The following is a 22,112-nucleotide window of genomic DNA, read 5'->3' as shown; positions in this document are numbered from 1 at the left end:
AGAGCCCCGGCAGACCCCGTGACCGCCGCCGCCCGGCGGGCCCGTGGGTCAGCCGAGTTCGCGGGCCGTCTCCCGCAGGGCCTGCACCGCCGCGCGGATGGACGGCCGGCGGTCGGCGTCCGCCCGCCAGACCGCGTACACATGGCGGCGCACCCGCTGCCTGAGCGGGATCAGGGCCACGCCCTCGGGCACCGGGTGCCGGCCCAGCAGCGGTGCGATGCACACGCCGAGGCCGGCCGCGACGAGCCCGAGCTGGGTGTGCGTCTCCCCGGCGCGGTGGCCGATGATCGGCTCGACCCCCTTGGAGCGCAGCGTGAACAGCAGCCACTCGTGGCAGAACTCGCCCACGCCCCAGGTGATCCACTCGTCCTCGGCGAACTCGGTCAGGTCCGCCTCGTCCCGGTCCGCGAGCCGGTGCCCCAGCGGCACGGCGACCTCGGCCGGATCGTCGAGCAGGGGCGCCTTGACCAGCCCGTCGGGTACGGGCATCGGCTTGTTGTACCAGTCCAGGACCACCGCGAGGTCGAGGTCGCCGCGGACCACCCCGGCCACGCCCTGCTCGGGCTCCAGCTCCCTGGACCGCACGCGCAGCCCCGGATGCCCGATGCGCAGCCGGCGCAGCGCGGCGGGGAACAGTCCGCGGGCCGCCGTGGGGAACGCCGACAGCCGCAGTTCGCCGACGACCTGCCCGCGGTGCGCCTCCAGGTCGGACTCGGCCAGCTCGACCTGCGACAGGATGCGCGCCGCGTGCTCCGACAGCAGCCGGCCCGCGTCCGTGAGCCGTACGCCCCGGCCGTTCTTGGCGAGGAGCTGCTGATCGATCTCCCGTTCCAGCTTGCCCAGCTGCTGCGAGACCGCGGACGTGGTCACGTGCAGCGCGTCGGCGGCGGCGCTCACCGAGCCGTGCCGGGCCAGTGCGTCCAGGGTCCGCAGGCGCTCCAGATTCAACATGTAAGCGATTCTAAGAGGTACCGAACGGGAAATCTCGATTGTCCTACCAGGTCGGCTACTGCATCGTTTCCTCCATGAGCACGGTCTCCACACCCCGGACCCGGTCCTCCGCCGGCCCTGCCCCCGCCCGCCCCCGCGCCCGCGCGGACTGGCGGCTCCGCTTCGGCGCCCTCTCCCTGATCTGGGGCTTCAGCTTCCTGCTGATCAAGGTCGGGACGGAGGGGTACGCCCCCTTCCAGGTCACGCTGGGCCGGCTGGTGTTCGGTACGGCGGTCCTGGTGGCGGCGATGGCCCTGAAGCGGGAGCGGCTGCCGCGCGGTGCCCGGCTGTGGGGGCGCATGGCGGTCGCCGCGTTCCTCCTGAACGCGCTGCCGTTCTCCCTCTTCGCCTACTCCGAACTCACGATCCCGTCCACGCTGGCCGGCATCTGCAACGCCACCTCCCCCCTGTGGGGCATGCTGCTGTCCCTGGTCGCGCTCTCCGAGGACCGGCCCAGCCGCGTCCGGGTCGCCGGCCTCGCGCTCGGCTTTCTGGGCGTGCTCACCGTGCTGGGGGTCTGGCAGGGATTCCACGGCCTGGACGCGAAGGGCACGGCGATGGCGCTGCTGGCCTCGCTGAGCTACCCGGTGGGCTGGATCTACGTCCGCCGGAAGCTGTCCGGCACGGGCAACTCGCACCTGGCGATGACCGGCGGGCAACTGCTGCTGGCCACGGTGCAGCTGGCCGTCGTGACCCCCCTGTTCACCGGCGTGCCCGAGCGCTTCGCGCCGATCCCGCTGCTGGCGGTCGCCGCGCTGGGGGCCCTGGGCACGGGGCTCGCGGTGCTCCTCCAGTACGGCCTGGTCGCGGAAGTCGGGCCCACCACCGCCCAGATGGTCACCTACTTCATCCCCGTCATCGCCACGGCCGCGGGGGTGGTGATCCTCGGGGAGTCGCTGCGGTGGACCACGCCGGTGGGCGCGGCGGTCGTCATCGCGGGGGCCGCGCTCACCCAGGTACGGTCCGGACGCGACTGACTGAGGGAGCGGCCGCCGGAGGGACGTGAGGGCACCGCCCCGCGTCCCTCCGGCGCTCGCCGTCCGCCTGCCGTCCGCCGATCCGGCCTGCCTATCCGTAGACGCGCGCGGGACCCGGGCGCACCGCGGCCGCCACCGCGTCCGCCAGCGGCACGACGTCCTCTCCGGTGAGGGTCGAGACCGTGATGCGGATGCCCTGCGGGGAGGCGAGGCGGAAGCGGGCGCCCGGCGCGACCGCCCAGCCCCGCTGGACGAGACGGGCCACCGCGCCGGTCTCGTCGGGGACCGGCACCCAGACGTTCAGGCCGCTGCGGCCGTGGGCGGTGATCCCGCGCTCGGCCAGCGCGTCGACCAGGGCGTTCCGGCGCGCGCCGTAGGACCGCGCGACGGCCGCGCGGTCCACCGCGCCGCTCGCCCACAGGTGCGCCACGGCCCGCTGGAGGAGCAGGCTCACCCAGCCGGGGCCCAGGCGCTGGCGCCCCCGGACCCGGTCCACGGTGACGGGGTCGCCGACGAGGACGGCGAGGCGCAGGTCGGGGCCGTGGGTCTTGGCGGCGGAGCGGACGAAGGCCCAGTGGCGGGTGACGCCCGCGAGGGGGTGCAGGGGCAGGTCGACGAAGCCGTGCCCGTGGTCGTCCTCGATGAGCAGGGTCTCCGGGTGGTCCCGCAGGACCGCGCGCAGGGCACGCGCGCGCGTGGCCGTCACCGAGGCGCCGGTCGGGTTCTGGGCGCGGTCGGTGACGATCAGGGCGCGGGCGCCGGCCTCCAGGGCCCGCCGCAGGTCGTCCGCGCGCGGACCGTCGTCGTCCACCCCGACGGGGGCCAGGTGCAGGCCCAGGGCGGGGACGAGGTCCAGGGCGCTCCCCCAGCCGGGATCCTCGACGGCGACCGTGTCACCGGGCCTGAGGTGCGCGGCGAGGACGCGTTCGACGGCGTCGAGGGAGCCGGACGTCACGGTCAGCGGGCCCGCGGGGACGCCGTCGGCGTCGAGTTCGGCGCGGGCGAGCCGGGCGAGGCCGGCGTCGACGGGGTCGTCGCCGTAGAGGACGGGCCGGCGGTCGCCTTCCCCGGCGGCCGCGGCGAGCGCCGGGGCCAGGCGCGGCAGCAGGGCCGGGTCGGGGCTGCCCGTGGAGAGGTCACGGCCGCCCGGGGGCACCTCCACGCGCAGTTCCTCGCGGCCGGTGGTGGCCGGCTTGGCGCGGACCCGGCTGCCCCGGCGGCCGGCCGTCTCGATCACCCCGCGCTCGCGCAGGATGCGGTAGGCGGCGGCGACCGTGTTCGGGTTCACGCCCAGCCGGGCCGCCAGCTCCCGCATGGGGGGCAGGCCCTGACCCGGTTCCAGTTCCCCGGCGCCCACCGCCTGCTCGACGCCGGCCGCGATCTCGGCTGCGCCACGCCCGGTAATCCGATATTCTCCTAGCACAAACAGCATTATGCACTAGTACAAACAAACTTTCACCCGCTTCACCCATGGAGGGTCCGTCATGCAGGGCACGACCGAGGAACCGCGGGCCGCCGCCTACACGCCGACCGACCGGACGGTGCCCACCCGCTCCGCGGACCGGGCTTCGTACGACAGGGACCTGGTGCACGCGATCCTGGACGAGGGGTACGTCTGCCACCTCGGCTTCGTCCGGGACGGCGCCCCGGTGGTCCTGCCGACGCTGTACGGCCGGGTCGGCGAGCGGCTCTACGTCCACGGGTCCACCGGTTCGCGCCCGCTGCGGATGACCGGCTGGCAGGATCCGGGCCTGCCGGTCTGTCTGACGGTCACCCACGTCGACGGGCTGGTGCTGGCCCGCTCCGCCTTCCACCACTCGATCAACTACCGCTCGGTCGTGGTGCACGGCGTGGCGCACGAGGTCACCGACCCCGAGGAGCGGCGGCTGGCCCTGGACGCGCTGGTCGACCACGTCGTACCGGGCCGGTCCGCCGACTCCCGGCCCGCGAACAGGAAGGAGCTGGCCGCCACCGCCGTCATCCGGCTGGACCTGGACGAGGTCTCGGCCAAGGTCCGCACGGGCGGGGCCAACGACGAGCCGGACGACCTCTCCCTGCCGCACTGGGCCGGGGTGGTGCCGCTCCGCAAGGGCTACGACGCCCCGGTGCCCAACGCCGACCTGGCGCCCGGCGTGGAACTCCCGGACTACCTGGCGCGCTGAGGGACCGCGCGCCCCCGGACGGACGGCGACCACGCGCCGTCCGGTGGCCCGCGTGCCGTCCCGCGGCCCGGGCACCGCTCCCGGCGCGCGGCGCAAGGCGCCGCGCGCCCCTTGCGGTCGTCCGGCCTGATCTCCTCCGCAAGGATGAGATCCGGGAGGGCGATGTCCACTCGGCGCGGGACGCGGAAATGGTTCCCCCCGTGGATGCCCCGCCCCCGTCGGGACTGATGGGGTGGGAAGGTGCAATCCCGTACAGCCCGCCGGGCCGTCCCCGACCCGGCGGTACCACCGCAGGACGACGCTGCCGGGCTGGGTGCCGAGCTGGCAGCGGTGGTCGCCGGTGCCCGCAGGAGGGCCGTCCGGGACGGGGACCGGCAGACCGACACCGCCCACCTGCTGCACGCCCTGCTGGAACACGACCCCGAGGTCCGCGCCGCCGTGGGCGAGCCGCGGCGGCTGGCCCGGCTCCTCGGTTACCTGGTGCAGCGCAGCATCGGCTACGGACTGCGCTGGCAGGGCAGTGTGGAGGACTCCGGCGCGATCCCCCGCGTCCCCGCTCCGGCCCGCCCCGGCGAGCGGGACGCGTCACCGGACGACCGGCCCACCGCTTCCTCCGCCGCCTCCTCCGGTGCGGCTCCCGGCCCGGACCACGCGGCCGGTCACGGCGCGGGCTGGTCCCCGGCCGCGGCCGCGGCGCTCGCCGGCGCCAGGGCCCGCGCCCGGCACCGGGACGCGCCCCGCGTCACCGGCACCGACCTGCTCGCGGCGCTCGCCGCCGACCCCCGGTCCCGGGCCGTCGAGGTGCTCGAACACGTCGGCGTCCCGGCCGGTGACCTGACCGCGCGGATCGAGGCCGCGGGCGCCGCGTACGCGACCGGCACGGACACGGTCCGCTGACGCCCGGACCGTCCACCAGGCGAGACAGGTGTGATCAGGGGTGAAGCTCCTGTCGGCGCCTGTCATCATGTGCCGGTGCATACGTCTGTGAGCAGTCCCCGCGGCCCCGGCAAGGCGGCCGGTCTCGGCCTCGCGCTCGCTTCGGCGCTGGCCTTCGGCGGGTCCGGTGTGGCCGCCAAGCCGCTGATCGAGGCGGGACTCGACCCCCTCCACGTGGTGTGGCTGCGGGTGGCGGGCGCCGCCCTGGTGATGCTGCCCGTCGCGGTACGGCACCGGACCCTGCCGTTCCGGCGGCCCGCGCTGCTCGCCGGGTTCGGACTGCTCGCCGTCGCCGGTGTCCAGGCGTGCTACTTCGCCGCACTCTCCCGCATCCCGGTCGGCGTGGCCCTGCTCGTCGAGTACCTGGCGCCCGCCCTGGTCCTGGGCTGGGTGCGGTTCGTGCAGCGGCGGCCCGTCACCCGCGCCGCCGCGCTCGGCGTGGTCCTCGCCGCGGGCGGCCTCGCCTGCGTGGTGGAGGTCTGGTCGGGGCTGAGCTTCGACGCGCTCGGCCTGGTGCTGGCCCTCGGCGCCGCCTGCTGCCAGGTCGGCTACTTCGTGCTGTCCGACCAGGGCGGCGACGGGGGCGAGGCGGCGCCGGACCCGCTCGGCGTCATCGCCTACGGACTGCTGGTGGGCACCGTCGTGCTGACGGCCGTGGCCCGCCCCTGGGCCATGGACTGGTCCGTGCTGGCGGGCTCCGCCGACCTGAACGGCACCGCCGTACCGGCCGCCGCCCTGCTCGCCTGGGTGGTCCTGATCGCCACGGTGATCGCGTACATCACCGGTGTGGTGTCCGTGCGCCGGCTGTCGCCGCAGGTCGCCGGGGTCGTCGCCTGCCTGGAGGCGGTCATCGCGACCGTGCTGGCCTGGGTGCTGCTCGGCGAGCACCTGTCCGCGCCGCAGGTCGCCGGCGGCGCGGTCGTCCTGATCGGCGCGTTCATCGCCCAGTCCTCGGCCCCGGGCGCGTCCTCCGCGGAACCGGTCGCCTCCGGCGGCGCGGAACGGGAACTCTCCGCCCGGGGCACCGCCGCCTAGCGTCCGGGCCACCCGCCGGGACGGCGACCGCACCCGACCCGACCCGACGCTTCGTCAGTGACGAACGTCCGCGCCGCCGCGGCTGCCTCCCGTGACGACGCAGCGGGTTCCCGGGGAGGCCGACCGGCCCGGGCCGGGTCACACGGAAGGCGCCCCGCGGTGTCCGCGCGGGGCGCCTTCCGGCCGCCGTACGAGCCTCAGTGCTCGTCGGCGAGGATGAGGTACAGCTTCTTGCGGGCCTCGTTGACGACGGCCAGCGCCTTCTCGCGCTGCTCCTTGCTGCCGGTCTTCCAGACCTGGCCGAACGCCTCCATCAGTCCGAAGCCGGCCTGGCGGATCTCGCCGAGGGCCTCCCAGTCGACCCCGCGCGAGGCCTCCTCCCAGGGAGCGTCCGCCCCCTCCTCGGCGGCGGCGCGCCCGCTCTCGGTCAGCGAGAACAGCTTCTTCCCGCCCTCGGTCGCGCTGACGATCAGGCCCTCGTCCTCCAGCAGCTGGAGGGTGGGGTAGACCGAACCGGGGCTGGGCTTCCAGGCGCCGCCGCTGCGTTCGGCGATCTCCTGGATCATCTCGTAGCCGTGCATGGGCCGGTCCTTGAGCAGGGCCAGGATCGAGGCACGCACGTCACCGCGCCGCGCCCGCCCGCGCGGGCCGCCCCGCCCTCGCGGCCCCCAGGGCCCCGGTCCGAAGCCGGGTCCGCCGGGGCCGAACCCCGGGCCGCCCGGCCCGAACGGACCGAAGGCGGCCCGGCGGCCCTCGAAACCGCCCAGCCCGCGGTGGCCGTGACCCTCGTGCCCATGTCCACGCTCGAATCCGTGGCTACGCATCGCACACACTCCATTCCATCGGTGATCTGTCATGTAGGTATCGCGTACGTTCGCGATGCCTCAAAGATATATCGGTAACGACTCACCGACAACCCCCCTTCCGAAGGCCTCCGCGCCCCGGACCGGGGCGGACCGGGGCGACCAGCGACATCGGGCGCGTCATCGCGGAGGCGTTCGCCGCCGAGGGGGCGCGCGTCGCCGTCTCCGGCCGCAGCGCCGAGCGGGGAACGGAGGTGGTGGCCGGCATTCCGGGCCCGCGGTGGCCGTGCCGACTTCGTGCGGGCCGACCTGGACGGCAGCCCCGCCGCCTCCGAGGCGCTGGCCCGCGAGGCGACCCGGGTCCTCGGCGGCCGCATCGACGTGCTGGTCAACCGCCGGGATCTATCCGGCCGGCACCACGGTGACGACCGACGAGGAGACCTTCGACTGGATGTACGCGGTCAACGTGAAGACACCGTTCTTCCTGACGGCGGCCGTCGCCCCCGCCATGGTGGCTGCCGGCGGCGGCTCGACCGTCAGCCTCGGTTCCTGGGTCGCGCGCCTGAGCGTGCCGGTCGGCGCCCTCTACAGCTCCACCAAGGGAGCCATGGAGACGCTGACGCGTGCCTGGGCGGCGGAGTTCGGGCCGCGCGGCGTGCGCGTGAACGCCGTCTCCCCCGGTGTGGTGCTCACGCCCGTCCCGGGAGCGGCGCATCCCGCCGAGGGCATGATGAAGGGCACCCCCGCGGGCACGATGGGCACCCCCGACGCCATCGCGCACGCCGCCGTGTACCTGGCCTGTGACGAGTCCGTGTTCGTGCACGGCACCGTGCTCGACGTCGACGGCGGCCGGACCGCCGTCGCCGTGGTCGCCGCGTGACGGGCCGGGCGGGTCACGCCCCGGCGTCGCCCGCCCGGCGCAGGTCGGCGATGCCTTGGTCGAGCGCGACGTTGACCCCCTCGGGAAGCCGGCCGGCCGCCTGCAACGCCCGGATGCCCGCCGCCAGGCTCTCCTGCCAGCGCCGCATCAGCTCGACCACGATCGCCCGCGCCCCGGGCGTCGACCGCCCCACCTGGAGGAACAGCGCCCCGAGCGGGCACTGGTCGCCCTGCGCCTCGTACCGCTCGACCACCACGTCCCGCCACCGCTCCCAGGCCTCCCAGGAGCCCAGGCGGCCGAGGTGGGGCTGCTGGTCCGCCAGGACCCGGTCCGCCTCGAACCGGGCGACGGCGAGGAGCAGTTCGTCCTTGCCCTCGGGGAAGTAGTGGAACAGCTGGCTCTTGCTGGTGGCGGTCCGCGCCATGACGTCCTCCAGCGTGGCGACGGCGGCACCCCTCTCCCGCAGCACCGCGGCGGCCCCCTCGATGATCCGGGCCCGCGTCGCCCGGCCCTTCGCCGTCAGCCTCGCGCCCACGCGGTTCTCCTCGGAAGTGGACCGGAGGGCCCATCGTAGGGCCGGGCGGGCGGCGAAAGCAGTCCGGGACTCGCGCATTGGCCTTGGCCGGGGGGCCGTCGCAGCCGTTAGCGTCGGCGCCATGCGCATACGGATCGTGGACGCGTTCACCGACCGCCCCTTCGCCGGCAACCCGGCCGGAGTCGTCCTCCTCGACGACGCCTTCCCTGCCGACGACTGGCTCCAGGACGTCGCCATGGAGGTCAACCACGCCGAGACGGCGTTCGCGCACCGGCTGCCCGCGGGCGGGGAGGCGGACTGGGCGCTGCGCTGGTTCACCCCCGTCACCGAGGTCGCGATGTGCGGGCACGCCACCCTGGCCACCGCGCACGTCCTGCACACCTCGGGCGCGCACGGGGGTCCGGTGCGGTTCGCCACCCGCAGCGGTGTGCTCGTCGCCACGCCCGCCGCGGACGGCTCGTTCACCCTCGACTTCCCGACCGCGCCACTCACCCCGGCGCGGCTCCCGGCCTCGGCCGCCGAGGCGCTCGGCGCGGAGCCGATCGCCGCCTTCGACACCGGCCCGGACGTGGGCGACCTGCTGGTGGAACTGGCCGACGAGCGGACCGTCCGCGGCCTCTCCCCCAACTACAGCGCGCTCGGCGCCTGCTCCGCGCGGGGCGTCATCGCCACCGCCCGCGCCGAGGACCCGGCCCGCGGCTACGACTACGTCTCCCGCTGCTTCTACCCGAACGTCGGCATCGACGAGGACCCGGTGACCGGCAGCGCCCACACCGCGCTCGCCCCGCACTGGTCGGCCCGCCTCGGCCGCGACGACCTCACCGGGTTGCAGGCGTCCCGCCGCACCGGACTGGTCCGCACCGCTCTGCGCGGCGGGCGCACCCTGCTCGGCGGCCGCGCGGTGACCGTCATCGACGGCGAACTGCACGCCTGACGCCGCGTCAGGCCGTGGGCAGCCAGCCGACCTTGCCCGCGAGGAGGGCGTAACCGACGAACGCGCCGATGTCGAGCAGGGAGTGCGCGACGACCAGCGGGCCGACCCGGCCCCAGCGGCGGTACAGCCAGACGAACACCACGCCCATGACCATGTTGCCGAGGAAGCCGCCGATGCCCTGGTAGAGGTGGTACGAGCCGCGCAGGACGGAGCTGGCCACCAGTGCGGCCCCCGACGTCCAGCCCAGCCGGTCCAGCCTGCGCAGCAGGTAGCCGACGACGATGACCTCTTCGAGTACGGCGTTCTGCACCGCCGAGAGGACCAGCACCGGGTACTTCCACCACACGTCCGGCAGTGCCTCGGGTACGACGGTGAGGTTGAAGCCGAGGCCCCGGGCGGCCAGGTAGAAGGCGATGCCGGTGCTGCCGATCACGGCCGCGATCCCGGCGCCCCGGACCAGGTCGGGCGCGGGCCGGGTGCGGTCGAAGCCGAGGACGCGCAGGCTCGTGCCCTCGCGCAGCAGCAGGTGGGCGACGAGCGCGACGGGCACCAGTGCGCTGGCGATGCCGAAGAGCTGCCAGGCCAGGTCGAGCCAGGGGCGGCCCGGCGCGGCCGAGGCGTTGAGGGTGGCGGCCTGGTCCTTCAGACCGCCCGGCTTGGTGACCGAGCCGACGAAGCTGATGAGGGCGGACACCCCGCTCGCCCCGAGCGACAGCCCGAGGACGAGCAGCGTCTCGTCCCGCAGTATCCGCCGAGGGTCGCGCCCCGCCGAGGAATCGGCCACCGCGTCAGCCTCCACCTGCACCCCTGCCTCCCGCCGGCTCACGGGCCCCTGGCCCACCTTCGCCCGGCAAGGATCGCAGAAGGACCTGCGCGCCCACCGCCCGGACCTGCCCGGCGGCACCCGCCCGGGCACACCCGATGCGCCGCCGCCCCCGGCGGGGCCCGCCGGTCGCCGCCCAGGCGAGCCGGACACGCTTCCGTCCCTGCCGGCGGCACCGACGACCGCGTACGGACGGACCGCGCGGCGGCGCCCGGCCGCACCTCCGTTTCCCCCTCGCATCCGCCGCACCGCCCCGGCGACCCGGCCGCGACGGCACACGCCGCAGCCCCGGGCGCGGCGCCCGGCGGGCCGCCCGGCACCAGGCCCGCGGCTCGGCCGGTCCCGTCACGTCACGTCACGTCGGTACGGCGGGCCGCATCCGCGCCCGCGCCCGTCTTCCGGCGGGGCTCGCGGCCGTCAGCCGAGCGGGACCGCCTCCGGCAGCCCCACCGGCCAGGTGTGCACCGGCTCGCCCACGTGCATCAGCTCGGCGTACCGGCGGGTCGTGGCCGCCAGGGCCTCGTCCCGGGACAGCCCCTGTTCCAGTGCCCGGTGGAAGGTGGCCGCCTGCCAGGACGAGCCGTTGACCCGGCGCCGGCAGCGCTCCTCGATCACGCCCAGGTAGAGGTCTCGGTCCGCGGCCTCCACGCCCCACGCGTCCAGCCCCGCGGCGGCGAGCGGCAGCAGTTCGTCACGGATCAGCGTGACCGCGTCGACCTCGCCGGTGCCGCCGTACCGTCCCCGCCGGGGCCAGACGAAGCGCGCGTCGATGCCGTGGCGGCAGGCCGCGTCGAAGTTCGCCTCGGCCGCGGCGAACGGCAGCCGCGTCCACACCGGCCGGGCGTCCTCGGCCAGGGCGCGGACGAGGCCGTAGTAGAAGGCCGCGTTGGCGATCACGTCGGTGATGGTCGGCCCGGCCGGCAGCACCCGGTTCTCCACCCTGAGGTGCGGGACGCCGTCCGCGATGCCGTACACCGGCCGGTTCCAGCGGTAGATCGTGCCGTTGTGCAGGACCAGCTCGGCGAGCCGGGGCACCCCGCCGGCCTCGATGACCTCCAGCGGCTCCTCGTCGTCGCAGATCGGCAGCAGGGCCGGGAAGTAGCGCAGGTTCTCCTCGAACAGGTCCTGGGCGGAGGTGATCCACCGCTCGCCGAACCAGGTGCGCGGCCGTACGCCCTGCGCCTGGAGCTCGGGCGGCCGGGTGTCGGTGGACTGGAGGAAGAGCGGGGGACGGGACTCGCGCCACAGCTCGTGCCCGAACAGGAACGGGGAGTTCGCGCCGACGGCGATCTGCGGGGCGGTGGCCACCTGGGCCGCGTTCCACACGTCCGCGAACCGTCCCGGGGTCACCTGGAGGTGCAGTTGCACCGAGGTGCACGCGGCCTCGGGGACGATCGACTTCGACGTGCAGACGAGGTGCTCCTCGCCCTCGATGTCGAGCCGGAAGTCCTCTCCGCGGGCGGCCACGATCTGGTCGTTGAGGAGGGTGTAGCGGTCGACGGCGGACAGGTTGGAGGAGACCAGGTCGTCCCGGCCCAGGGTGGGCAGGATGCCGATCATCACGATGCCGGCGTCCACCTCGCCGGCCTTCCGGTCGGCGTAGGCGAGCGAGGTGCGCAGTTCCTCGGCGAGCCGGTCGAATACCCGGCCGCCCAATCGGTGCGGCGCGATGTTCACTTCGAGATTGAACATCGCGAGTTCGGTCTGGAAGTCGCGGCTCGCGATGCGCTCAAGTACCTGTCCGTTCAACATTTTCGGCATACCGTCGGCACCGGCCAGATTCAGTTCGATCTCGACGCCCAAGAGGTTCTTGGCGCGGTCGAAACGCTTCTCGACCAGCAACCGCTCCAGTCCCGTCAGGCACTTCCGGAGCTTTTCGCGGTAGCGCTGGCGATCGGACAGGTCGAACTGCCCCGCCACGACCTTCTCCCCCATCGAAGTGTCCCTCCTCGGATGGGCGGACCGACGTTCCGGCCGCCGGGCTCTCCCGGGTCAGGGGGGATGATGCCCAGCCCAAGTGATTGATAACGCCCCGCGCGGGGCCGCCGCCCGCTACTCTTTCGGTATGTTCCCGGCGGCACATTCACGAGGCATGCCGCAACGTGCACCTTCGGGTGCCCCGAACGCCTCGTGAAAAACGCCGACGACATTCGGCCGACCGTTAACTGTACGTATTGCGAGGTCAGACGCGGGGGACGGTCCGGAAATCGGGATGATTTCCGCATATCGCCGACCCATTTCGGGCTTGCCCGGTCGACCGCAATCGGATAGCCGAAACCTCCGCCGAACACGCGTCGTATAAACTTCGCCCACAAGGCGGAAGGTGACAGCCCCGGTCTGGGTTTCCGCGGAGTTCCTGCCGTCCCGGTCGACGGGTGGCGGACCGAGCCGCACCCTCGTCCACACCGACCCGGGCCCCCACCTCTCCGGCTTCCCGTGAGCAGACAGCGCCGTCCGCCCCACCCCTCCTCGCGCCGCCGCGCCTGCCAGACGAGAGGCGACCCACATGCCGCTGCACCTTCCCCCTGCCCCCGCGCCTGCCCTGCGCTCCGTCCTCACCGCCCTCGGTTCCCCCACCGCGGTCCGTGAGGCCCGTACCCCCTCCCTGCGCGCCGCGCAGGGGCCGACGACACCGGAACTCCCGCTGCCCGTCCACGTGCTGGACCGGATCACCGCGCAAGGCCTGTCCTCGACCCGAGTGGCCGGCTGGCGCTTCCTGATCCGGTGCGGCGAGCGCGCGGTGGCCGCCGCCGAGACCATGCTCACCCCCGACGGCTGGGCCTTCTCGCACTTCTTCGAGGGCCCGTACGTGGCCTCCACCGAGCGCGCCCTGCAGCAGGCCGAGGCGCTGCAGCAGCCGTACCAGGCGCGGCTGCTGTCCGTGCCCGGCCTGTACATGCTCACCCTGTGGCTGCACGGGGACTGCTCCGGCGACGGCACCGACGGGCATCCGGACGCGGCCGACCTGCTCGTCCCGCTCGCCCCGGCCCCGCCCGGCATCCCGGCGCACCGGCCGTTCCGGGTCGCCGAGTTGCTCCCGGTCCTCACCCATCGGGCGACCCCCCTTCCGCTGCTCGGCTCGCCGGTGCTCGGCTCGCCCGCCTGATCGACGCACGAGCTGCCGCGTACCCCGCCACCCGGAAGGGAAGCGGGGTACGACCGGCTTTTCGTCCTCGCCGCTCACCCCGCCGTCCGGACTAGTCCGATCCGGCCAGTGCGAACCACCCGAAGGGACGGTGCAGTTGGACTGAACCGTCCGCGTGGGTGACGCGTCATGAACCTGTGAGAAGCGGTGCTGTGAAATCCCTGCGGAATGGCCCGCGGAGGACAACACTGGTTGCGAACCGACTCTTCATCACGGGGGACGGACATGATCACAACAGACCGAGAGATCCCGCCCATGTGCCAGCACCAGCCACCGTGCCCGACAGCCGAGTCCGCCGACCGGGAGTCCGCCCGCCTCGCGGCGCACCACCCGGAACAGGGGTGGAGCCTGCTGTGCAACGGCGTACTCCTCTTCGAGGACACCGGTGAGCTGCTGCCCGACGGCCGCATCATCGCTCCGCACCGCCCGCTGGGCGCGGACCGGGTGATGACCGCCGCCTGAGCACGGCACAGTGACCCACGGGGCCGGCCGCACACGAGGAGGTGCGCACCGGCCCCGACGCATGCGGACCCCGCCCTGGGCGGACCCCGGTACCGGGCGCCCGCGGGGTCCGGAGGAGGGCGCGGCCCGTCCCGGCTGGTCGAAACGCCGGTACGGGAGTGGGATGGAGGAGAGCGGTCCCCGCGGGCGGCCCACGCCGCGGGTGCCGGCCGTCCACGTCGTGCGGAACGGTGGAGCCATGTCCGGTGACGACATCCTGGTGCGCGCGCGGGTGGTCGTCGGCGTGAGCGGCTCCCTGGGCAGCGTGACGGCCCTGCGGCGGGCCGCCGCGCTCGCCCGCGGCACGGGTGCTCAGCTCTGGCCGGTCCTGGCCTGGGAGCTCCCGGGCGGTGAGTCCGCCGCCCGGCGCTCCCCCGCCGCCGGGCTGCCGGCCGAGGAGTGGCAGCGCCTGGCCGAGCAGCGGCTGGCGGCCGTGCTGGACGAGATCTTCGGTGCGGGCGGGCCCGGGGTGCCGATGCACGCCGTCGTCGTACGCGGTGCCCCGGGCCGGGCGCTGGTGGCGACCGCGGACCGGGAGGACGACGTACTGGTCGTCGGCGCGGGGCGGCGCGGATTGCGGCGGGCCTTCGCGGGCCGGGTCTCCCGGCACTGCCTGGCCCACGCCCGCTGCCCGGTCCTGGCGGTGCCCCCGTCGCCGTTGCAGTCCGCGCTGCTCTCCGTCCACCGGCGCAACACCTGGCACCTGCGCCTCGACACCCGCGGCCTGTGAGGGACGCCGCGGCCCAGGCGGCCGGGCGCCGCGATCCCGTCAAGAACGGGCCCCCGGCCGTCAGGACCCCGTCAAGGGAGGACGCGCCGGGGCGCCCCGCGGTCTAGCGTCCTTCCCATGGAGCACCTCGACGGCACCCGCCCCCGGCCGGGGACGCGCCCGACCCGCACCGCAACCGCGGCGCACGACCGCGAGCGGGCCCGGGACCTGCGCGGTGCGGCCCGCTGCTCGGGTGCGCTGCTCGGACTGCTGCTGGGCGTGGACGCGGCGGCCGGCTCGCTGACGTGGTGGCGCGGTGTGCTGTGGCTGCTGCTCTCCCTCCTGCTGCTCCTCGTGCTGTACCCGGTACGGGTGACGGCCGGGCCGGGCTGGCTGGCCACCCGCCGTGTGCTGTGCACCCGCCGGGTCCGCACCGATCTGCTGACCGCGGTCTGCCCGGTGGACGGTGCCGGCCGGCGTCTGGTGCTGTGCGACACCCTCGGCGCCCGGGTCGAGTTCGATCCGGAGGTCCTCGTCGGCAATCCGGACCTCTGGTACCTGCTCGACCAGGGCGCCCGCCGCTCCGAGGCGGCCGGCACCCTGCGGTGCGGCACGGCGGCCCTGCACGACCTGGCCCGGCGCCTGGACCGGGAGACGGCACTGGCCGTGTTCCGCGCGTCCGGCATGGAGTGACGGCCCACCGACAGCCGGCCACCCACCGCGCCACCCGCGGGACACCCGGCGGACCACCACCCGCCAGGCGCCCGGCAGCCCGCCGCCGACCGGACAGCCGGCACCCGGCACCCGGCACCCGGCACCCGGCACTCGGCACCCGGCACTCGGCACTCGGCACCCGGCACCCGGATACCCGCCGCTCGCCCAGCCCCCGGCGGAGCACCGCCCCATGACGCTCGGTGGCCGCCCCCTCGGCGTCCGCCCGGCCCCGCCGGGTCACCCGTCCGAGCCGGCCCGGGGCGCGAACGCCGCCCCGGCCTCGCCTTCTTCGTGCGGTCCCGCCGTGGCCGGGCCATTCTTAACGCAAGCTTGACGCCTCCGGCCCACCGGATCCGTGGGCCCCGACATCACGCTCTGCTTACGCTGGTGCCGCCGTCCGCGTGATGGCCGGAAAGAGCTGAGCCACACATCAGGAGCACGCCGATGGCCACGACCGAGCGCCCTCCCAGTACCGGACGCCTGCGCGCCTGGATGCTGGAGGGTCTCTCCGACATGGGCAGGAGCGGTGGCCTCACCGGACCGCACGCCGAACCCGAGCCCCCGCACAAGGGGCAGCGCTGGTGGCGGGTGATGTGCCTGACCGGCGTCGACTACTTCTCGACCCTCGGCTACCAGCCCGGCATCGCGGCGCTGGCGGCCGGCCTGCTGTCGCCGATCGCGACGATCGTACTGATCATCGTGACACTGGCCGGCGCCCTGCCGGTCTACCGCCGCGTGTCCGAGGAGAGCCCGCACGGCCAGGGCTCCATCGCGATGCTGGAGCGGCTGCTGTCGTTCTGGCAGGGCAAGCTCTTCGTCCTCACCCTGCTCGGGTTCGCGGCCACGGACTTCCTGATCACCATCACCCTGTCCGCCGCCGACGCCTCCACCCACCTGGTGGAGAACCCGCACCTCACCGGCGCCCTGCAAGGCCACCAGATGGTGATCACCCTGTTCCTGGTGGCCCTGCTCGGCGCGGTGTTCCTCAAGGGCTTCCTGGAGGCGATCGGCGTCGCCGTCACCCTGGTCGGCGTGTACCTCGCGCTCAACGTCGTCGTGGTGATCACCGGCCTGTACCACGTCCTCACCGCCGGGCACGTGGTCACGGACTGGGCCGGCGCGCTGACCGCGGAGCACGGGAACGTCTTCGTGATGGTCGGCCTGGCCCTGATCGTCTTCCCGAAACTCGCCCTCGGCCTGTCCGGCTTCGAGACCGGTGTCGCCGTGATGCCGCACGTCCAGGGCGCGCCGGGCGACACCGAGGAACGGCCCGCCGGCCGGATCAGGGACACCAAGAAGCTCCTGACCACCGCCGCGCTGATCATGAGCTGCTTCCTGATCGCCACCAGCTTCATCACCACGCTGCTGATCCCTGAGCAGGAGTTCAAGCCGGGCGGCCAGGCCAACGGCCGGGCGCTCGCCTACCTCGCGCACGAGTACCTGGGCAGCGCCTTCGGCACGGTGTACGACGCCTCGACCATCGCCATCCTGTGGTTCGCCGGCGCCTCCGCCATGGCCGGCCTGCTCAACCTGATGCCGCGCTACCTGCCCCGCTACGGCATGGCCCCGCACTGGGCCCGCGCGGTGCGCCCGATGGTCATCGTCTTCACCCTGATCGCCTTCCTGGTCACCTGGCTCTTCGACGCCAACGTCGACAAGCAGGGCAGCGCCTACGCCACCGGTGTGCTGGTGCTCATCAGCTCGGCCGCGATCGCGGTGACCATCGCCGCCCGCAAGGCGGGGCAGCGGCGCTGGACCGTCGCCTTCGGGCTCATAGCGACGGTGTTCCTCTACACGACCGTGGTGAACGTGATCGAGCGCCCGGACGGTGTGAAGATCGGAGCCTGCTTCATCGCGGGCATCATCCTCGTCTCCCTGCTGTCCCGGCTGGCCCGCGCCTTCGAGCTGCGCGTGACGAGCGTGACCCTCGACCCGATGGCGGAACGTTTCATCCGGGACATGGCCAGCCGCAAGATGCGGTTCATCGCCAACGACCCGGGCCACCGGGACAAGGCCGAGTACCGGGACAAGGTCGAGCAGATCCGCGCCGACAACGACATGCCCGAGCAGGACGACTTCGTCTTCGTCGAGGTCACCGTCACCGACCCGTCCGAGTTCGAGGCGGGGCTGACCGTGCGCGGCGAGGTGCTGCACGGCCGCTACCGGGTGCTGGCGCTGGAGTCCTCGTCGATCCCGAACGCGCTCGCCGCCCTGCTGCTGCACGTCCGCGACGTCACGGGCTGCACCCCGCACATGTACTTCGAGTGGACCGAGGGCAACCCGTTCGCCAACTTCCTGCGCTTCTTCCTGTTCGGCCAGGGCGAGGTCGCGCCGGTCACCCGAGAGGTGCTGCGCGAGGCGGAACCGGACCGCACCCGCAGGCCGCGGGTGCACACCGGCTGACCCGGGCGCGGGCGCCGGAGCCCCGCCCGGCCGGCCCCGGAGGAGCCCGCCCGGCCCCGCGGAGCCGCACCGCGTACCGGCGCCCCGCCGCGCCGTACCCGGCGGTAGGCCCCGTGTCCACCGTCCCCGGCCGATGGCCCTATCGTGACCGTCATGCAGTCCTACACGATCGGCCAGGCCGCACGGCTGCTCGGCGTCAGCCCGGACACCGCCCGGCGCTGGGCCGACGCCGGCCGGGTGGCCACCCACCGCGACGACGCCGGCCGACGGCTCATCGACGGCAGGGACCTCGCCGCGTTCTCCGTCGAGCTGGCCAAGGGCGGCGGCGAGGACGACGCCTCGCACACCTCGGTCCGCAACGCCTTCCCCGGCATCGTCACCGCGATCAAACTCGGCGACATCGCCGCCCAGGTGGAGATCCAGGCGGGCCCGCACCGACTCGTCTCGCTGCTCACCCGGGAAGCCGTGGAGGATCTGGGCCTGGAGGTCGGCATGGAGGCCACCGCGCGCGTGAAGTCGACGAACGTGCACATCGACCGCGTCTGACCGGCCCGTCCACCGCCCCGGAGCCGCGGCCGGCGCCCCCGCGCACCCGGCACCCGGCGGCCGTCCGCGTCACGGCACCGCCGCCGGCGCGTGCCCGGGCGGGGTCGGCGCCGGGCGGGGCCGGCGCCGCACCCGGCCGTCCGGCCACCCCGCTCCGGCCGGCCGGGGCGAAGCCGTACCCGCCGTCCACCCGGATCGCCGTGATCCCGCTGATGTACCGGGCCCCGCACCGGTCCTGCGGGAGCACCAGCTGGGGTCCGGCCTCGTCCAGGGGGGTGTCGTCGACGGCGACCCCCAGCAGTACGGGCGCGTCGGCGAAGTCCGGGTCGATCTCGGCCCAGGACAGCAGTGCGTGGTGCCCATCCGTACCGGCGACCGCGATCAGGAACCGCAGCCGGTCCTTGCGCCGGGCCGGATCGAAGCCCGGACCGGCGTCTGCCAGCAGCACCCGGTGCTGCGGCCGGCGCAGCAGTTCGGGCACGGTCAGCCGGACGGGTCGTACCAGATCACCGGACAGGGTGAGTTCCGCGAGCGTCACCGTCGACCACCTCCCGCAGCACCGTACCCGCCGGGACGGGCCGTACAAACGCACATGCAAGCTCCAAGAGTTCAGTGCCCAGCTCATGCGAAGAGACAGGAGACTTCCACCTGGCAGATGCGGCAGTATCATCGCCGTCACGGTCGATCACCGGCCGTGTGAGGGGCGCGACGCTTGTTCCACAGAACCCGAGGAGTAGATCCGTGATGACCCGTTCCGTGCGCCGGACCCGGTGGATGCTGCAGCTGGCCGGTGCGGGAGCCGCCGCCGTGATGGCACTCAGCGCCTGCTCCTCCTCGTCCGACTCGAAGGACGCGGACGCCTCCGCCGGTACCCCGGCATCCCCGAAGCTGTCCGGCAGCGTCACCGTGTTCGCCGCCGCCTCGCTGAAGGAGAGCTTCACGACCCTGGGCAAGAAGTTCGAGGACGAGCACCCCGGCACCGAGGTCGAGTTCAACTTCGGCGGCAGCGACACCCTGGCCGCCAGCATCACCGGGGGCGCCCCGGCCGACGTGTTCGCCGCCGCCAGCTCCAAGACGATGAAGACGGTGACGGACAAGGGCGACGCGGCGGGCACCCCGGCCACCTTCGTCCGCAACCGGCTGGAGATCGCCACCCTGCCGGGCAACCCCCACAAGGTGTCCTCCCTGAAGGACCTGACCAAGTCCGGCCTGAAGGTCGTCCTGTGCGACAAGACGGTGCCGTGCGGCGCCGCCGCGCAGAAGGCCCTGGACGCCGGTGAGCTCGAGCTGACCCCGGTCTCCTACGAGCAGGACGTCAAGAGCGCGCTGACCAAGGTCGAGCTGAAGGAGGCCGACGCGGCGGTCGTCTACAGGACCGACGTGAAGGCCGCGGGTGGCAAGGTGGAGGGCGTGGAGTTCCCCGAGTCCGCCCGGGCGGTCAACGAATACCCGGTCGTCCTGCTCAAGAACGCCGAGAACACCGCGGCCGCCAAGGCGTTCATCGCCCTCGTGCGGTCCGCCGAGGGCCAGAAGGTGCTGAGCGCGGCCGGGTTCCTCAAGCCGTGACCTCGCTCGACAAGCCCGGCGCCGCGGCCGGTCCCCGCACGGGCCGGCCGCGGCGCCGTCGCGCGGAGGGCCGGCGAGGGGTGCCGCTGCCCCTGCTGCTGCCGGGCCTGCTGGCGCTGGCGTTCCTGCTGCTGCCCCTGCTCGCCCTGCTCGTCCGCGCGCCCTGGCGCAGCCTGCCCGACCAGCTCACCAGCACCGAGGTGTGGCAGGCCCTCCAGCTCTCCCTGGTCAGCGCGACCGCGGCGACCGCGGTCAGTCTGGTCCTCGGCGTGCCGCTGGCCTTCCTGCTGGCCCGCACGGAGTTCCCCGGCCGGGGCCTCGTACGGGCCCTGGTGACCCTGCCCCTCGTGCTGCCGCCGGTGGTCGGCGGTGTGGCGCTGCTGCTCGCGCTGGGCCGCAACGGCGTCGTCGGCCGGTGGCTCGACTCGTGGTTCGGGATCACCCTGCCGTTCACCACCACCGGGGTCGTGATCGCGGAGGCGTTCGTGGCCATGCCGTTCCTGGTGATCAGCGTCGAGGGCACCCTGCGCGCCGCCGACCCGCGCTACGAAGAGGCGGCCGCCACCCTGGGGGCGTCCCGCTTCACCGCGTTCCGGCGGGTCACGCTGCCGCTGATCGCCCCCGGCATCGCGGCCGGCGCGGTGCTGGCCTGGGCCCGGGCGCTGGGCGAGTTCGGCGCGACGATCACCTTCGCCGGCAACTTCCCCGGCCGCACCCAGACCATGCCCCTCGCGGTGTACCTCGCCCTGCAGAACGACCCCGAGGCCGCCATCGCCCTCAGCCTGGTCCTGCTCACCGTGTCGATCGCGGTACTGGCGGGACTCCGGGACCGCTGGATGACGACATCATGACCCACACCCACCGCACCCCGCCCGCCGCGACCGGCCCCGCCCGGGGCGAGCCGCGGGACCGGCACCCCGCGGGCGGCACCGGCCTCGACGCCCGTCTGGTGGTCGACCGCGCCGCCTTCCGCCTGGACATCGCCCTGACGGCCGCCCCGGGAGACGTCGTCGCCCTCCTCGGCCCCAACGGCGCCGGCAAGACCACCGCCCTGCGCGCCCTCGCCGGTCTGACCCCCCTCACCGACGGCCACCTGCGCCTGGACGGCGTCGCGCTCCAGGACACTCCCCCCGAGTCCCGCCCGGTCGGCGTGGTCTTCCAGGACTACCTGCTCTTCCCCCACCTGACCGCCCTGGACAACGTCGCCTTCGGCCCCCGCTGCCGGGGCGTGGGCAGGACCGAGGCCCGCGCCCAGGCCACCGCCTGGCTGGAGCGCCTCGGCCTGGCCGAGCACGCGGGCGCCAAACCGCGCCGGCTCTCCGGCGGCCAGGCCCAGCGCGTGGCCCTCGCCAGGGCCCTCGCCACCCACCCCCGGCTGCTGCTCCTGGACGAGCCGCTGGCGGCCCTGGACGCCCGTACCCGGCTGGAGGTCCGCGCCCACCTCCGCCACCACCTGGCCGAGTTCGAGGCGGTCTCCGTCCTGGTCACCCACGACCCGCTGGACGCCATGGTGCTGGCCGACCGGCTGGTGGTCGTGGAGCACGGCCGGGTCGTGCAGGAGGGCACCCCCACGGACATCGCCCGCCACCCGCGCACGGACTACATCGCCCGGCTCGTCGGCCTCAACCTGTACCGGGGTCAGGCCACCGGCCACACGGTACGGCTGGACGCGGGGCCCGCGATCACGACCACGGAGGTCCTGTCCGGGCCGGTCTTCGTGGCCTTCCCGCCGTCCGCGGTCACCCTGTACCGCGACCGGCCCACCGGCACCAGCGCCCGCAACCTGTGGCGGTGCGAGGTCGCCGGCCTGGAACCCCAGGGCGACCAGCTCCGCGCCGACCTCGCCGGCGAACTGCCGCTCGCGGCGGACCTGACGACGGTCGCCGCCGCCGAGCTGGACCTGCGTCCCGGTGCGTCGGTCTGGGCGACGGTCAAGGCGGCGCAGACCCACGCATACCCGGCCTGACCGGACCGGCGCCCTACCGTGGGTGCCCATGACCCTGAGCATCCGCAACCAACTGCCCGGCACCGTCACCGCCGTACACCCCGGCGAGGTCATGGCCACCGTCGAGATCCGGCTGGACGGCGGCCCGCACCTCACGGCCGCCATCACCCTGGAGGCCGTGGAACGGCTCGCCCTCGCCCCCGGTACGGCCGTCCGCGCCCTGGTGAAGTCGACCGGGGTCTCCCTCGCCACCCGGCGGGTCGAGGGCCTGTCGATCCGCAACCAGGTGCCCGGCAGCATCGCCCGGCTCAGCACAGGGGAGGCCATGGCGTCCGTGAAGGTCTCCATCGACGGCGGCGAGCTGACGGCCGTGATCACCAAGGAGGCCGTCGGCGACCTCGGCCTCTTCGTGGGGTCCGACGTCATCGTCCTGATCAAGGCGACCGAGGTGTCCCTGGCGACGGTCTAGGAACGGGTGAGGGCCCCGTCCGCGGCACGGACGGGGCCC

The 22,112-nt window shown here is 74.3% G+C and carries 21 protein-coding genes and 2 pseudogenes; 16 read left to right on the top strand and 7 right to left on the bottom strand.

What is annotated here, in order from left to right:
* Positions 1-48 precede the first annotated feature (48 nt).
* Positions 49-951: a LysR family transcriptional regulator gene (locus ACZ4K2_RS30615; RefSeq protein ID WP_467478772.1), complete on the bottom strand. Its 903-nt coding sequence runs from the start codon at positions 949-951 to the stop codon at positions 49-51.
* A 74-nt stretch (positions 952-1,025) separates the two neighbouring features.
* Between ACZ4K2_RS30615 and ACZ4K2_RS30610 the strand changes: the two genes are divergently transcribed.
* Positions 1,026-1,967: a DMT family transporter gene (locus ACZ4K2_RS30610; protein WP_467478773.1), complete on the top strand. Its 942-nt coding sequence runs from the start codon at positions 1,026-1,028 to the stop codon at positions 1,965-1,967.
* 91 nt (positions 1,968-2,058) lie between these two features.
* On the opposite strand, the gene ACZ4K2_RS30605 is transcribed toward ACZ4K2_RS30610, so the two are convergent.
* Positions 2,059-3,390: an aminotransferase class I/II-fold pyridoxal phosphate-dependent enzyme gene (locus tag ACZ4K2_RS30605; RefSeq protein ID WP_467478775.1), complete on the bottom strand. Its 1,332-nt coding sequence runs from the start codon at positions 3,388-3,390 to the stop codon at positions 2,059-2,061.
* Between the two features lie 61 nt (positions 3,391-3,451).
* Here ACZ4K2_RS30605 and ACZ4K2_RS30600 point away from each other — a divergent pair, with 61 nt between their 5' ends.
* From ACZ4K2_RS30600 to ACZ4K2_RS30590, 3 genes are all read left to right on the top strand, one after another.
* Complete coding sequence (locus ACZ4K2_RS30600; RefSeq protein WP_467478777.1) at positions 3,452-4,129, top strand: pyridoxamine 5'-phosphate oxidase family protein; 678 nt, start codon at positions 3,452-3,454, stop codon at positions 4,127-4,129.
* Positions 4,130-4,369: 240 nt separating this feature from the next.
* The gene (locus ACZ4K2_RS30595; RefSeq protein ID WP_467478779.1) at positions 4,370-5,026 is read left to right on the top strand and encodes a Clp protease N-terminal domain-containing protein; all 657 of its coding nucleotides are present in this window, start codon (positions 4,370-4,372) and stop codon (positions 5,024-5,026) included.
* Between the two features lie 69 nt (positions 5,027-5,095).
* On the top strand, positions 5,096-6,100 hold the full coding sequence (locus tag ACZ4K2_RS30590; protein ID WP_467478780.1) for an EamA family transporter: 1,005 nt from the start codon (positions 5,096-5,098) through the stop codon (positions 6,098-6,100).
* 197 nt (positions 6,101-6,297) lie between these two features.
* On the opposite strand, the gene ACZ4K2_RS30585 is transcribed toward ACZ4K2_RS30590, so the two are convergent.
* The gene (locus tag ACZ4K2_RS30585; protein ID WP_467478782.1) at positions 6,298-6,924 is read right to left on the bottom strand and encodes a PadR family transcriptional regulator; all 627 of its coding nucleotides are present in this window, start codon (positions 6,922-6,924) and stop codon (positions 6,298-6,300) included.
* Positions 6,925-7,073: 149 nt separating this feature from the next.
* Between ACZ4K2_RS30585 and ACZ4K2_RS30580 the strand changes: the two are divergent.
* Positions 7,074-7,783 (top strand): annotated as a pseudogene (locus tag ACZ4K2_RS30580) (SDR family NAD(P)-dependent oxidoreductase).
* Positions 7,784-7,796: 13 nt separating this feature from the next.
* Here the strand turns inward: ACZ4K2_RS30580 and ACZ4K2_RS30575 are convergent.
* Positions 7,797-8,318 (bottom strand): TetR/AcrR family transcriptional regulator, encoded by a 522-nt coding sequence (locus tag ACZ4K2_RS30575; RefSeq protein ID WP_467478783.1) that lies wholly within the window; start codon positions 8,316-8,318, stop codon positions 7,797-7,799.
* A 121-nt stretch (positions 8,319-8,439) separates the two neighbouring features.
* Between ACZ4K2_RS30575 and ACZ4K2_RS30570 the strand changes: the two genes are divergently transcribed.
* The gene (locus ACZ4K2_RS30570) at positions 8,440-9,252 is read left to right on the top strand and encodes a PhzF family phenazine biosynthesis protein (protein WP_467478785.1); all 813 of its coding nucleotides are present in this window, start codon (positions 8,440-8,442) and stop codon (positions 9,250-9,252) included.
* 7 nt (positions 9,253-9,259) lie between these two features.
* Here ACZ4K2_RS30570 and ACZ4K2_RS30565 read toward each other — a convergent pair whose 3' ends face one another.
* A complete protein-coding gene (locus ACZ4K2_RS30565) occupies positions 9,260-10,057 on the bottom strand; it encodes a CPBP family intramembrane glutamic endopeptidase (protein WP_467478786.1) in 798 nt (265 codons plus the stop codon).
* Between the two features lie 435 nt (positions 10,058-10,492).
* Positions 10,493-12,010 carry a glutamate-cysteine ligase family protein gene (locus ACZ4K2_RS30560; protein WP_467478787.1) on the bottom strand — a complete coding sequence of 506 codons (1,518 nt, stop codon included), beginning with the start codon at positions 12,008-12,010 and terminating at the stop codon, positions 10,493-10,495.
* 571 nt (positions 12,011-12,581) lie between these two features.
* Here ACZ4K2_RS30560 and ACZ4K2_RS30555 point away from each other — a divergent pair.
* From ACZ4K2_RS30555 to ACZ4K2_RS30530, 6 genes are all read left to right on the top strand, one after another.
* Positions 12,582-13,181: a hypothetical protein gene (locus ACZ4K2_RS30555; protein WP_467478789.1), complete on the top strand. Its 600-nt coding sequence runs from the start codon at positions 12,582-12,584 to the stop codon at positions 13,179-13,181.
* 294 nt (positions 13,182-13,475) lie between these two features.
* Positions 13,476-13,682, top strand: a complete 207-nt coding sequence (locus ACZ4K2_RS30550) for a DUF5999 family protein (RefSeq protein ID WP_467478821.1) — start codon at positions 13,476-13,478, stop codon at positions 13,680-13,682.
* 238 nt (positions 13,683-13,920) lie between these two features.
* On the top strand, positions 13,921-14,451 hold the full coding sequence (locus ACZ4K2_RS30545) for a universal stress protein (RefSeq protein WP_467478790.1): 531 nt from the start codon (positions 13,921-13,923) through the stop codon (positions 14,449-14,451).
* Positions 14,452-14,568: 117 nt separating this feature from the next.
* Positions 14,569-15,123 (top strand): hypothetical protein, encoded by a 555-nt coding sequence (locus ACZ4K2_RS30540; RefSeq protein WP_467478792.1) that lies wholly within the window; start codon positions 14,569-14,571, stop codon positions 15,121-15,123.
* A gap of 465 nt (positions 15,124-15,588) precedes the next feature.
* Complete coding sequence (locus ACZ4K2_RS30535; RefSeq protein ID WP_467478794.1) at positions 15,589-17,547, top strand: APC family permease; 1,959 nt, start codon at positions 15,589-15,591, stop codon at positions 17,545-17,547.
* Between the two features lie 153 nt (positions 17,548-17,700).
* Positions 17,701-18,093, top strand: coding sequence for a TOBE domain-containing protein (locus ACZ4K2_RS30530; RefSeq protein ID WP_467478796.1), 393 nt, complete (start codon positions 17,701-17,703; stop codon positions 18,091-18,093).
* A gap of 175 nt (positions 18,094-18,268) precedes the next feature.
* Here the strand turns inward: ACZ4K2_RS30530 and ACZ4K2_RS30525 are convergent.
* Positions 18,269-18,679, bottom strand: a pseudogene (locus tag ACZ4K2_RS30525) (hypothetical protein); the annotation flags it as partial.
* 158 nt (positions 18,680-18,837) lie between these two features.
* On the opposite strand from ACZ4K2_RS30525, the gene modA reads away from it, so the two are divergent.
* From modA to ACZ4K2_RS30505, 4 genes are read left to right on the top strand one after another with little or no spacing between them, the layout of a single operon-like run.
* Positions 18,838-19,659 carry a molybdate ABC transporter substrate-binding protein gene (gene modA, locus ACZ4K2_RS30520; protein WP_467478797.1) on the top strand — a complete coding sequence of 274 codons (822 nt, stop codon included), beginning with the start codon at positions 18,838-18,840 and terminating at the stop codon, positions 19,657-19,659.
* Complete coding sequence (locus tag ACZ4K2_RS30515) at positions 19,656-20,510, top strand: ABC transporter permease (protein WP_467478798.1); 855 nt, start codon at positions 19,656-19,658, stop codon at positions 20,508-20,510. The genes modA and ACZ4K2_RS30515 overlap by 4 nt, the downstream gene beginning before the upstream one ends.
* Positions 20,507-21,625, top strand: coding sequence for an ABC transporter ATP-binding protein (locus ACZ4K2_RS30510; protein WP_467478799.1), 1,119 nt, complete (start codon positions 20,507-20,509; stop codon positions 21,623-21,625). Before ACZ4K2_RS30515 ends, ACZ4K2_RS30510 begins: the two co-directional genes overlap by 4 nt.
* Positions 21,626-21,653: 28 nt before the next feature.
* Positions 21,654-22,073, top strand: coding sequence for a TOBE domain-containing protein (locus ACZ4K2_RS30505; RefSeq protein WP_467478800.1), 420 nt, complete (start codon positions 21,654-21,656; stop codon positions 22,071-22,073).
* Positions 22,074-22,112: the final 39 nt, after the last annotated feature.

Source organism: Streptomyces sp. NPDC025833, assembly GCF_055558055.1.
Note: the sequence above shows the minus strand (reverse complement) of the source record. Positions and strands in the feature narration are given on the sequence as shown.